Origin of the sequence: Jannaschia halovivens, assembly GCF_046452375.1 — a bacterium.
Lineage (GTDB): Bacteria > Pseudomonadota > Alphaproteobacteria > Rhodobacterales > Rhodobacteraceae > Jannaschia > Jannaschia halovivens.
Genome location: NZ_JBKFDJ010000001.1, coordinates 2125398 through 2137686, shown reverse-complemented (window position 1 = coordinate 2137686; position 12289 = coordinate 2125398). Strand labels below are relative to the sequence as shown.

The following is a 12289-nucleotide window of genomic DNA, read 5'->3' as shown; positions in this document are numbered from 1 at the left end:
GGGCGCGCTCAGGCATCGATCAACTCCGCATCGGCGGCGCGTGCCTCATCGCGCATCAGGTCCCAGAGATGCCGCTGGACATCCTCCATCGCGCCCCGTTCGGCGAGCGGCGTGTCGATCTCGACCACCTCGCGAATGCGGCCCGGGCGGCGCGAGAGGACGACGACGCGGTGGCCCAGCCGGACCGCCTCGGCGAGGTTGTGCGTCACGTAGACGGCCGTGAAGCGCTCCCGGTGCCACAGGTCGATCAGGTCATCCATCAGAAGCTCGCGTGTCTGCGCGTCGAGCGCGGACAGGGGTTCGTCCATCAGCATGACCTCTGGCGACACGGCGAGCGCGCGCGCGATGGCGACGCGCTGCTTCATTCCGCCCGAGAGCTGGCGGGGCAGGGCGTCCCGAAATTCGGACAGGCGCGTGCGCTCCAGCACGTCGGCGACGATGCCGTCCCGGTCGATCCCACCATGATCCTCGAGCACGAGCGACACGTTCCCCGCGGCGCTGCGCCACGGCAGGAGGGCGAAATCCTGAAACACGAATGTCAGCGGGTTCAGAGAGGTCGCGCGCGGTGCGCCGATCTGGTGTACCGCCCCCGCCTCGGGGCGCTCCAACCCGCCGATCAGCCGCAGGAGCGTCGATTTCCCGCAGCCCGAGGGGCCGACGATGCAGACGATGCGCCCCGCGGGAATGTCCAGCGTGACATCGTCCAGCACCACCGTGTCGCCATAGCGATGCGACAGCCCCTCGACCCGAAGGTCCATCAGCTGCCGATCGTTTCGACATAGGTGGCGTCGATGATCTGATCGAGCGAGATGCCCGCATCCACGAGATCCTCGGACTGGAACCATTCGAGCTGATCGCGGATCGACGCGACGTTGAGCGCCGCACCCTCGTTGATGCGCATCGTGCCGTTGATGATCGAGGGCGCGGCCTTCTCGCGTTCGCGGTCGGTGTAGACGTACTTGTGGATCAGATCGACCATCGCATCGACGCCGGCATCGCCGCCCGCGCGGTCGATCATGGTCGAATTGTAGTCGGTCACGCCCGCCCCGAAGGCCGAAAGGAACGCCTCGGTCTGGGCGCGGTCGGCGGCGTTCGCGGTCGAGGTGAAGACGGTCGTGACCTGGTAGTCGGGCAGGTAGTCGGCGACGTTGCCGATCATGTGGACCTCCGGGCCGCCCGCGATGGGTTTGGCGATGTGGGGCACGATGGACCAGGCGTCGATCTGGCCGGTCTTGAGGGCACCGATGATGGCGCCGACCTTCTGGAGCGGCACGAACTCCATCTCGACGCCCTCGGCCGCCGCAATCTTCGAGCCCATGTAGTGAAAGCTCGATCCGGCGGTCGTCATGCCGAAGCGCTTTCCGCCCAGTGCGGCGGGCGAGGTCAGACCGGCTTGGAACGCCGCATCCGAGGCGAGGATCTTCTGGCCGTCGATGCCCTGTTCTTCGGAAAGGCCGCCACCGATCACTTTGATCGCGCCCTTCTCGGCCAGGTTCACGAGGCCACCCGACATGGCCGTCATCGCGTAGTCGACATCGCCGCTCGCGATGGCCACGGCCATGGGCTGCGCGGCCTGGAAGAACTCCAGCTCGACGTCGAGACCGGCCTCCGCGAAGAGACCTTTCTCGAGCGCGATGAAACTCGGCGAATGGGACGTGAAGCGCAGCGCGCCGATCTTCAGCTTGGTACCCTGCGCGATGGCGGGTGCCGCCAGCGAAGCGGCGGCGGTGGCGCCCATCAGGGCAAGGGTCTGGCGACGTGTGACGGTCATTCGGTTTCCTCCCGTGCAATCGGGGCGGAGTGGAAGCCGCGCGGCGCGGCAAGTCAACGGGGGGCGGTCAGCCGGGTGCCACCACCGGGTCGGTCCGGCCCATACGGCAGAGGTCGCAGACCCGCACCGCCTCGGTCACGCCCATGAGAGCCAGCGCGCGGAAGTCGGGGAGCACGAACGGGTCGGCTTTCGCATAGTCCACGGCATAGCCCAAATCCTCGAACGCCGCGATGGAGAGACGGCTGAGCGGCCGGTCTGCGCCCGAAAGAAACCCGGTCAGAAGCTCGTCACCGAATACGAGTTCGCGCCAATGGCCTTCGCGCGTGCCCGGCCCGCCGGTATTGGCCACCGGCACGCCGGTCCCGCCCTCCGGGCCGAGCAGGGCCCATTCCCGCATCGCGGCCGGCCCCGAAAAGCGCGGGTCCGCCGTACCCGCTCCGGTCAGAAGGCCGCGCCGCGCCCAGAGGGTGCCGAAGCCCAGCACATGCGCCATCTCGTGCAGGATGACGTCGGCGAGGCGGCCCTCGCGGTCGAGCGCGTCGGCATCGGCCGTATCGAATTGCATTACGCCGATGGCGGGCAACTCGCTGCCGGGTCGCAGGATCGTCGGTCCCGCCTGTCCCAGCACGCCGCCGCTGCCGTCGAGCGGCTCGATCGTGATGTCGATGCGGATCTGGCTGACGGTGCGCCCGGCGATGCGGAGCGGTTCGAAGGCGGTGTCGACCACATCGTCCCAGCGACGCGCCGCGGCTTCGAAGACGGCCCGTCGGGCAGGCCCGATATCGGTCAGGTAGGACAAGTCGATCATGACGCGCTCCGTTCCGGCGTCAGGAGATGCGACGGGGCCGGGCCGTGCCAGAGTGGGTTGCGCGAGCAGGCCGATTGGGCGGAGAGCCACCTACGGGGCGGGTCGCAATCGGTCCTCGCCGCGTCCCACCGGATCTATGTCCCCGCCCGCGCTAAGCCCGTTCGCGACGGGATCGCCCCACCGGAGCGATCACCGACCTGCGATCGGACCGACGCTTGGTCTGGCACTTGGTCCGGCGACCCGCTTGCGCGAGCCGCGTTCGTCCGGGCGCGCGTTACCCCGCGGCGCGGGCCTGGCGCTTGCGCTCATGGGGGTCGAGGAAGCGCTTGCGCAGACGGATGGCGTTCGGCGTCACTTCGACCAGTTCGTCGTTGTCGATATAGGCAATGGCCTGCTCGAGCGACATCTTGACCGGCGTCGTCAGGCGCACGGCCTCGTCCGTGCCCGATGCACGCACGTTGGTCAGCTGCTTGCCCTTGAGGGGATTGATCTCGAGATCGTTCTCGCGGCTGTGCTCGCCGAGGATCATGCCCTGGTAGACCTGCTCCTGCGCGCCGATGAAGAACTTGCCGCGATCTTCCAGCTTCCAGAGCGCGTAGGCCACCGAGACCCCGTCCTCCATCGAGATCAGGACACCCGCACGACGGCCCGGAATGGCCCCCTTGTAAGGCGCCCATTCGTGGAACACGCGGTTCATGACGCCGGTGCCGCGCGTGTCGGTCAGGAATTCACCGTGGTAGCCGATCAGGCCCCGCGACGGGACATGCGCGATGATCCGCGTCTTGCCTGCGCCTGCGGGCTTCATCTCGGCCAGCTCGCCCTTTCGGACACCGGTGATCTTCTCGATGACCGCGCCGGAATACTCGTCGTCGACGTCGATGGTGACTTCCTCGACCGGCTCCAACCGCTGGCCGCCCTCTTCGCGGAACAGCACCTGCGGGCGCGAGATCGACAGCTCGAATCCCTCGCGGCGCATGTTCTCGATCAGCACGCCCATCTGGAGTTCGCCGCGACCCGCGACTTCGAAGGCCTCGCCGCCGGGCGTGTCGGTGATCTTAATGGCCACGTTGGTCTCGGCTTCGCGCAGCAGCCGGTCGCGGATGACGCGGGACTGCACCTTTTTGCCGTCACGTCCCGCAAGCGGGCTGTCGTTGATGCCGAAGGTGACGGTGATGGTGGGCGGGTCGATGGGCTGCGCAGGCAGGGGTACGTCGATGGACGGATCGGCCAGCGTGTCGGCGACGGTCGCCTTGGCCATGCCCGCGATGGTCACGATGTCGCCCGCCTCGGCCACGTCGATCGCCTGTTGCGACAGCCCGCGGAACGCGAGGATCTTCGTCGCTCGGAAGGTTTCGATCTTCTGGCCCTCGCGGCTGAGGGCGTGCAGCGTCTGACCGGCCTTCAGCGTGCCCGATTCAACCCGGCCCGTCAGGATGCGGCCGATGAACGGGTCGGCGCCCAGCGTAGTGGCCAACATGCGGAACGGCTTCTCGCGGTCGGCGACCTGCTTCGGTGCCGGAACGTGGTCGACGATCAGATCGAAGAGCGCGTCGAGATTCTCGCGCGGGCCGTCGAGTTCCATATCCGCCCAGCCGGAACGGCCGGAGGCATACATGGCCGGGAAGTCGAGCTGGTCGTCATCGGCCCCGAGATTGGCGAAGAGGTCGAAGCATTCGTCCAGTGCGCGGTCGGGCTCGGCATCGGGCTTGTCGACCTTGTTGAGCACGACGATGGGTCGCAGACCCAGCGCCAGCGCCTTGGACGTCACGAACTTCGTCTGGGGCATCGGGCCCTCGGCCGCGTCCACCAGCAGGACGACGCCGTCGACCATCGACAGGATCCGCTCGACCTCGCCGCCGAAATCGGCGTGGCCGGGCGTGTCGACGATGTTGATGCGCGTGCCCTTCCATTCGACGGAGGTCGCCTTGGCGAGGATCGTGATCCCCCGCTCGCGCTCTAGGTCGTTTGAGTCCATCGCCCGTTCGGTCGTGGCCTCGTTCGCCCGGTAGGTGCCGGACTGCTTCAGGAGCTCGTCCACCAGCGTGGTCTTGCCGTGGTCGACGTGCGCGATGATCGCAATGTTGCGAAGGTCCATGGGAATGCCTCGAATGTCGGATTGCGCGCGCGATACTACGCCGCGCCGCAGAAAGATAGGGGCCGCGTCGGTCGGGCGCATCGGCGCCGACGCGACGTCGTGGCCCCTTCTGCATCGCGCGCGGACGTGGTTCTGATACGCACATGCTTCGCGTCTTCCTTTTCCTCTTCGCCTTGCCCGTCGCCGCGATGGAGTTCCCGGCGCCGGTGACCGATGCCGATTACCGTGCGACCGACCCGGAGGTCGTGGCGCTGGGGCGGCTGCTCTTCTGGGATCCGATCCTGTCGGGCAATCGCAACATCTCCTGCGGCACCTGCCACCACCCCGCCTTCGGCACGGGCGATGGCCTGTCGCTGGGCCTGGGCGAGGGCGGCCTCGGCCTCGGCCCGGAGCGGGTCATGGACCCGGAAAACCCGCCCGAACAGCGCATCCCCCGCAACGCACCGGGTCTCTGGAACCTAGGGGCGCATGAATTCGACACGCTCTTCCACGACGGCCGGATCGAGGCGCTGGCCGACGGGCTGCGCACCCCGATGGGCGACGAGATGGAGGCGGGGTTCGCCACGCTCCTGTCGGCCCAGACCATGTTCCCGGTGCTTTCGGCCGACGAGATGGCGGGCCACTACTCAGAGAACGAGATCAGTCGCGCCGTCCGACAAGGCATCATCACCGGGCCGGACGGCGCGTGGGACCGTCTGGCCGGGCGCGTGCGTGACATCCCCGCTTATGCCGAGATGTTCGAGGACGCGATGCCGGGTCGGGACATCACCTTCACCGCCATCTCGGATGCCATCGCGCAATTCGTCGAGGCCGAGTGGCGCTCGGACACCTCGCCCTTCGACGCGTGGCTGCGCGGCGAGGGCGATCTCAACCAGACAGCGCTGGAGGGCATCGAGCTCTTCTACGGGTCGGCGGGATGTGCGGCATGTCATTCCGGGCCGTTCCAGACCGATCACGGGTTCCATGCCATGGGCCAGCCGCAGCTCGGGCCGGGCAAGGCCGCGCGGTTCGAGACGCATGCGCGCGACGACGGGCGCTTTCGCGTGACAGGCGATGCTGCGGATCGCTTCGCCTTCCGCACGCCGTCCCTGCGCAACGTGACCGAGACGGGACCCTGGGGCCATGCGGGCGCGTATGCCAACTTGCGCTCGTTCCTGCGCGACCATGCCGCGCCGCGCGCAGCCTTGGCCGATGCGCCCCGCGATGCCGTGTTGAGCGACGGGCCGTTCGAGGATTGGCGGATCATGGACGACCCGGCGGAGACGGCCGCGATCGCCGCCGCGATCAGAGGCACGGACCGGGTGCTTGCCGAGGAGGAGGTGACCGCGCTGATGGCCTTCCTAGAAACCTTGCGCGACCCAGATGCCTTCGACCGAAGCGGCATTCCCGCGACGGTGCCGTCGGGCCTTAACCTGGATCGGGACTAGGGATCCTCTGGCGATAAATACCTCGGGGGTCCGGGGGCTGGCCCCCGGCCTCTCCCGCAGGATCAGCGTTCGATCGTGACGCGCCCCGGTGCGACCGCCGTCCATTCGCCCACCGCGCCGTCGGGCCAGGTGACGCGGAGGTCCGCCCCGCCCGCAGCCCCGAGCCCGAAATGCAGCGGCCCGACCGCGCCCCCCGCGTGCCCGCCGCCCAGCGTGTTCTCCTGAAGCTGGAGGCCGGCGTCCGTCCGCAGCTCGACCCAGGCGCCGATGGCGTCAAGATTGCCGCCAGGCTGTCGCAACGTGACGGAGACCGCCCCGCCGGCCGCCGAGACATTCCGCCAGATCTCCAGCGGCGCGCGGCGATTGACCACCACGAGGTCCAACCGCCCGTCGCCGTCCAGATCGGCGAGTGCGGCGCCCCGCGCCCGGTCTGTCGTCGCGATGCCCGCCGTTGAGGCCACTTCGCGGAACGCGGCGCCCTCGTTCAGGAGGAGGTTGTTCGGGTCTTCCATCGCCATGCCTGGCATCTGGTCGACATTGCCCTTGGCGATGAAGAGGTCCGCGTCGCCGTCGTTGTCCACGTCGCCCCATTCCGCGTGCCAGCCGGTCGAGGGCCGCCCGTCGTCTCCGGTATGCGGCCGCTGCGCGAAGGTGCCGATCTCGAACGGGGCCATCGCGTGCCCCTCGGGCGTCGACAGCATCGTCAGTTGGTCGCCCATCGAGGTCAGCATCAGGTCCGGTCGTCCGTCGCCGTTGATATCGCGGGAGGCAATGCCCATGCCCCAGATCGACGGGGCGGCGAACCCGTCCTCGGGGCCGAGGAAGCGCGCCTCGTCCAGGTGCCACATCTGTTCGGACCCGTCCCGGAGGTAGTAATGCCGGTCGTTCGAGAGGCGCAGGGTCGGCGCGCCATCGCGATCCTCGTCCGAGAAGAGGACGGACAGCGCGCAGAAGCCGGGATCGAGTACGGTCTCCGCCCAGCCGTCGGCGGCGGGGCGCAGCAGGATGTTCGTGTCGCAGGCGCCGAACGGCCCTTCGGGATCGGCGCGGTCGACATAGTTGCCGAAGGCCAGCGTCGGGCGGTCCTGACCAGTCTCCCACGTGGCCGAGAACGCAGTGGTCCAAGCATTGCCACCGTCGGTAATGCCGAAGTCGTGGGGCGTGAAGCCGCAGCCGCCGTCGCCACGCAGCGTCGCGTTCGGGCCGACGCGCAGGATCACGAGGTCCAGCGCCCCGTCCGCGTCGAGATCCAGTGCATACACCCCGGTGGCCCCGCTGATCTCGGGGAAGGGCGCGACCGCGTAGCCCGCACCCTCGACACGCAGCAGCGTCATCGGATTGGTGCCGCCGGCGGCCACGATCTCCGGTCGCGCGTCGCCGTCGCAATCGAACACGGCCACGCCGCCGCCGACGAAATGCTCCCAGCCGCCGGCATAGACGTGATCGGGGGCAGGGACGCGCTCGAAGATCGGATCGGCTGCGGCGGGCCCGGCGGCGAGGGCCGCAATCAGCAGTGCCCTCATGTCAGGAGGCGCGGGGTCGCGTCGGCCAGCGCCATCGCGGCCGCCCCCCGCGCCCAGACCAGGTCGTCCCACGCGTTCACCTCGATCGGCGGCGGGTCGTTGAGGGTCAGCCCGGCCACCTCGGCCAGCATCTCCTCGGCGTAGAGGTAATCGTAGCGCATCCGGCTGCCCGACAGGATGATGCGCCGCGGATCGAAGAGGTTCGCGACGTTGGCGAGCCCGAGGGCGAGGTATTTGCCGGCCCGGTCGAAGATCGCGCGCGCCGCCTCGTTGCCGCCCTTGGCCTGCGCGAAGAGGACCTCGAGCACTTCGCCCCGCGGCGGCAGGTCCCCGTCGATCGCCACCGCCGCCTCGCGCACCAGGGCGAAATCGGCGACATAGGCTTCGAGGCAGCCGCGCTGGCCGCAGCGGCAGAGCGCGCCGTCGATCTGAACCTTGGTGTGGCCAAGCTCCATCCCGTGCCCGTGGGCGCCGCGATAGGGCGCGTGATCGACCACGAGGCCGAGGCCGACGCCGTATTCGATGGTGACGACCGCGAAATCCGACAGCTCGCGCCCGCGTCCGAACCATAGCTCCGCCATGGTCAGGAGGTTCGCGTCGTTGTCGACCGTCACCGGGACGCCGAGGCGGTCGGCGGCAAGGCCGGCGAGATCGACATCGCGACCGCCGAGGATCGGGGACCAGCGCATGATCCCGCTGGCATGGTCCACCATACCGGGCAGTCCGAGCCCCGCGCCCAGCAGGCGCGCCGGGTCATGGCCTTCGAGCACGGTCGCCATCAGCGCCGCAACCTCGTCCAGCATCCCCGCCACGCTGCGGCCGGGGCCGCGCGGCACGGTCGCTTGCGCGACGGGCTGACCCGCCAGATCGACCAGCATCGCTGAATGTTCGTGATCCGAGACCTTGAGGCCCATGACGACACCGCGCGACGGCTCGACCTCCAGCGTCACCGGCGGGCGGCCACGCCCCGAATGGTGGATATCGTCGCCCTCGGGTTCGCGCAGGAGATTGGCGGCAAGGAGGTCCGAAACCAGTGGCGTCACCGAGCCGGGCGACACCTCCAGTTCTTTGGCGAGGGCGGCGCGGCTGATCTGGCCGGCGGAGCGGACGGCCTCGTAGATGCGCTGGCGCAGGGGCGGTAGCGAGCCTGCCGCGTGCGACCCCCGCAGCGGGCCGCAACCGGGCCGTGGACCGTCGGCCAGGTGAGTCGCGGCCGTGCCGGACAAGCCGTTCGGTGCGTCAAGCCCCATTTATTCGACCTCGGAACATAAAACCTTCCCTGGAGGGTCAGGCCCCCCGTCGTCCGCGGCATCATGCGTCCGCCATGGGGTCGGATTGAACGATTCTTTCCGTTCGGGGTCAAATTAATTTTGACAATCGAATTAATATGCGGAATGGTCGCGACATTCGCTCCCCGGCCCCGGCCGCGGAGGGCGATCCAACGGGAGGATTACATGAAGAAGTTTCTGACGGCGACCGCGCTCGCCACCGCAACGCTGACCCACGCCGCCTTCGCCGATGGTCACGCGCCCGTCGTGGGCGTGTCCTGGTCGAACTTCCAGGAAGAGCGCTGGAAGACGGACGAAGCCGCGATCCGCGCCGCCCTCGAAGAAGCTGGCGCCAGCTATATCTCGGCCGACGCCCAGTCGTCCGCGTCCAAGCAGCTCTCGGACGTCGAGAGCCTGATCGCTCAGGGCGCCGACGCGCTGATCATCCTCGCGCAGGACGCGCAGGCCATCGGCCCGGCCGTCACCGCCGCCGGCAACGAGGGCATTCCGGTCGTCGCCTATGACCGCCTCATCGAGGACCCGGCCGCGTTCTACCTGACCTTCGACAACGTCGAGGTCGGTCGCATGCAGGCCCGTGCCGTGCTCGAGGCCCAGCCCTCGGGCAACTACGTGATGATCAAGGGCTCGCCCACCGACCCGAACGCGGACTTCCTGCGTGGTGGTCAGCAGGAGGTCCTGCAGGAGGCGATCGACGCCGGTGAGATCACCATCGTCGCCGAGGCCTATACCGATGGCTGGCTCCCCGCGAACGCCCAGCGCAACATGGAGCAGATCCTGACCGCGCAGGACAACGCCGTGGACGCGGTCGTCGCCTCGAACGACGGCACCGCCGGTGGCGCCGTGGCCGCGCTAACGGCGCAGGGCCTCGACGGCATCCCCGTCTCGGGTCAGGACGGCGACCATGCCGCGCTGAACCGCGTCGCGTCGGGCACGCAGACGGTGTCGGTCTGGAAAGACGCCCGCGACCTGGGTCGTGCGGCCGGCGAGATCGCCGTCGCCCTGGCCGGTGGCACGGAGATGGCCGACGTCGAGGGCGCGCAGTCCTGGACCTCGCCCGCCGGCACCGAGATGACCGCGATCTTCCTCGAGCCGATCCCGGTCACCGCCGACAACCTGTCCACGGTCACCGATGCGGGCTGGATCACCGTCGAAGCGCTCTGCCAGGGCGTCGAGAACGGCCCCGCGCCCTGCAATTGACCAAAGATCGGCGGTCTGCCCCCGCGGGCGGGCCGCCACGCGACGTCTTCGGCGAAGACGTCGGTCATTTTCTTCGCCGAGAAAATGTCTATTGGGGAGAGATCTGATGACCGACGCCACCTCCGCGCCGCCGAGCGCGCCGCGCCGCACCGGCCTTGCGGCGCTCGAACTCGACACGCGCCTTCTGGGCATGATCGGCGCCTTCGTCCTCATCGCGCTGGCCTTCCACTTCGCGTCCGATGGCCGCTTCGTGACGCCGCGCAACCTCTTCAACCTGACGATCCAGACCGTCTCCGTCGCCATCATGGCGACCGGCATGGTCTTCATCATCGTCATGCGCCACATCGACCTCTCGGTGGGCTCGGTCCTCGCGACCTGCTCGGCGGTGATGGCGATGACGCAGACGATGATCGTCCCCGACATGCTGGGCTTCGGCCTCGGCTCGCCGGCGACCGCCCCGATCGCGATCGTCATGGGCCTGGTCGCAGGGGCCGCGATCGGCGCGTTCCACGGCTGGCTGATCGGATACCTGACGATCCCGGCCTTCATCGTCACGCTGGGCGGACTGCTGATCTGGCGTAACGTCGCGTGGTACCTGACGAACGGCCAGACCATCGGCCCGCTCGACGAGACGTTCCAGCTCTTCGGGGGCATCAACGGCACGCTGGGCACGACATGGTCGTGGATCGTCGGCCTAATCGCGGTCGCCGCCGCGCTTTGGGGTCTTTGGTCGGCGCGGCGCGGCAAGATCGCCCATGACGCGCCGGTCAAGCCTCTCTGGGCCGAGGGCGTGGTTGCCGCCATCATCGCCGCCGCGATCCTCGGGTTCGTCGCCCTCCTGAACGGCTATACCGTGCCGTCGCGCGTCCTCGAGCGCCGGTTCGAGGCTGAGGGGCTGACCATGCCCGAGGGCTATGTCGAAGGCTACGGCGTACCGATCTCGGTCCTGCTGCTGATCGCGGTGGCCATCGTGATGACCGTCATCGCCAAGAAGACGCGGTTCGGCCGCTACATCTTCGCCACCGGCGGCAACCCCGACGCGGCCGAGCTGTCGGGCATCGACACGCGGATGCTGACCGTGAAGGTCTTCGCGCTGATGGGCGTGCTCTGCGCGCTGGCCGCGCTGGTCGCGTCGGCCCGCCTGACGAACCACTCGAACGATATCGGCATCCTCGACGAATTGCGGGTCATCGCCGCCGCCGTGATCGGGGGCACCGCGCTCAAGGGCGGGGTGGGCACGATCTACGGCGCGATCATCGGCGCGCTGATCATGCAGTCGCTGCAATCGGGCATGGCGATGGTGGGCGTCGACGCGCCCTTGCAGAACATCGTCGTCGGCGGCGTGCTGGTCGCGGCGGTCCTTCTGGACATCTGGTATCGCAAGCGCACGGGGGCACGGGACTGATGACGACACCGCTGGTTCAACTTCAGAACATCTCGATCGCCTTCGGCGGCGTGCAGGCCGTCGACGACGTGTCGCTCGACCTGCATGCGGGCGAGGTGGTGGGTCTGCTGGGGCATAACGGCGCGGGCAAGTCGACGCTGATCAAATGCCTCTCGGGTGCGTATCAGCGCGACTCGGGCACGATCCGCATCGATGGCGAGGAGGCCGATATCCGGTCGCCCGCCGACGCGCGGCGCTACAACATCGAGACGATCTACCAGACGCTGGCGCTGGCCGACAACCTGGACGCGCCCGCAAACCTCTTTCTCGGGCGCGAGCTGACGACGGCGCTGGGCCTCGTGGACGACGCACGGATGGAGGCGGAGACACGCAAGATCATGGCGCGGCTCAACCCGAACTTCCGCAAGATCGGCGAGCCGGTCTCGGCGCTTTCGGGCGGCCAGCGGCAATCGGTGGCCATCGCGCGCGCGGTCTATTTCAACGCTCGCATTCTCATCATGGACGAGCCGACGGCGGCGCTGGGCGTGCACGAGACCAAGATGGTCGCGGACCTGATCCAGGAGTTGAAGACGCAAGGGCTCGGCATCTTCCTGATTTCCCACGACACGCGCGAGATGATGGAGCTCTGCGATCGGGTCTCGGTGATGAAGAACGGCCAGATGGTCGGCACCGAGCGGGTCGAGGACGTGACCGAGGACGACATCCTCAGCATGATCATCCTTGGGAAGAACCCCAAGCGCGAGGCGGCGTGAGGGCGAAGCCGCCGGTCGCCCT

Annotated in this window: 10 protein-coding genes; 4 read left to right on the top strand and 6 right to left on the bottom strand. The window is 68.5% G+C overall.

Annotated elements, in window-relative coordinates:
- Positions 1-8: 8 nt before the first annotated feature.
- The 4 genes from ACK8OR_RS10855 to typA all read right to left on the bottom strand — a co-directional run bounded on the left by ACK8OR_RS10855 (position 9) and on the right by typA (position 4674).
- Entirely contained in the window at positions 9-758 is a 750-nt protein-coding gene (locus ACK8OR_RS10855) for an ABC transporter ATP-binding protein (RefSeq protein ID WP_410189411.1), read from the bottom strand.
- Complete coding sequence (locus ACK8OR_RS10850) at positions 758-1771, bottom strand: ABC transporter substrate-binding protein (RefSeq protein WP_410189410.1); 1014 nt, start codon at positions 1769-1771, stop codon at positions 758-760. Before ACK8OR_RS10850 ends, ACK8OR_RS10855 begins: the two co-directional genes overlap by 1 nt.
- Before the next feature lie 67 nt (positions 1772-1838).
- Positions 1839-2579: a leishmanolysin-related zinc metalloendopeptidase gene (locus ACK8OR_RS10845; RefSeq protein WP_410189409.1), complete on the bottom strand. Its 741-nt coding sequence runs from the start codon at positions 2577-2579 to the stop codon at positions 1839-1841.
- A gap of 274 nt (positions 2580-2853) precedes the next feature.
- Positions 2854-4674, bottom strand: a complete 1821-nt coding sequence (gene typA, locus ACK8OR_RS10840; RefSeq protein WP_410189408.1) for a translational GTPase TypA — start codon at positions 4672-4674, stop codon at positions 2854-2856.
- Between the two features lie 143 nt (positions 4675-4817).
- On the opposite strand from typA, the gene ACK8OR_RS10835 reads away from it, so the two are divergent.
- Entirely contained in the window at positions 4818-6101 is a 1284-nt protein-coding gene (locus ACK8OR_RS10835; protein WP_410189407.1) for a cytochrome-c peroxidase, read from the top strand.
- 62 nt (positions 6102-6163) lie between these two features.
- Here ACK8OR_RS10835 and ACK8OR_RS10830 read toward each other — a convergent pair whose 3' ends face one another.
- Together ACK8OR_RS10830 and ACK8OR_RS10825 are read right to left on the bottom strand one after the other, a co-directional pair.
- A complete protein-coding gene (locus ACK8OR_RS10830) occupies positions 6164-7624 on the bottom strand; it encodes a CRTAC1 family protein (protein WP_410189406.1) in 1461 nt (486 codons plus the stop codon).
- On the bottom strand, positions 7621-8874 hold the full coding sequence (locus ACK8OR_RS10825; RefSeq protein ID WP_410189405.1) for an ROK family protein: 1254 nt from the start codon (positions 8872-8874) through the stop codon (positions 7621-7623). The genes ACK8OR_RS10830 and ACK8OR_RS10825 overlap by 4 nt, the downstream gene beginning before the upstream one ends.
- A 204-nt stretch (positions 8875-9078) precedes the next feature.
- On the opposite strand from ACK8OR_RS10825, the gene xylF reads away from it, so the two are divergent.
- The 3 genes from xylF (at position 9079) to ACK8OR_RS10810 (ending at position 12267) form a co-directional block, all read left to right on the top strand.
- Entirely contained in the window at positions 9079-10110 is a 1032-nt protein-coding gene (gene xylF, locus ACK8OR_RS10820; protein ID WP_410189404.1) for a D-xylose ABC transporter substrate-binding protein, read from the top strand.
- 106 nt (positions 10111-10216) lie between these two features.
- On the top strand, positions 10217-11515 hold the full coding sequence (locus tag ACK8OR_RS10815) for a sugar ABC transporter permease (RefSeq protein ID WP_410189403.1): 1299 nt from the start codon (positions 10217-10219) through the stop codon (positions 11513-11515).
- A complete protein-coding gene (locus tag ACK8OR_RS10810) occupies positions 11515-12267 on the top strand; it encodes an ATP-binding cassette domain-containing protein (protein ID WP_410189402.1) in 753 nt (250 codons plus the stop codon). The genes ACK8OR_RS10815 and ACK8OR_RS10810 overlap by 1 nt, the downstream gene beginning before the upstream one ends.
- Positions 12268-12289 lie beyond the last annotated feature (22 nt).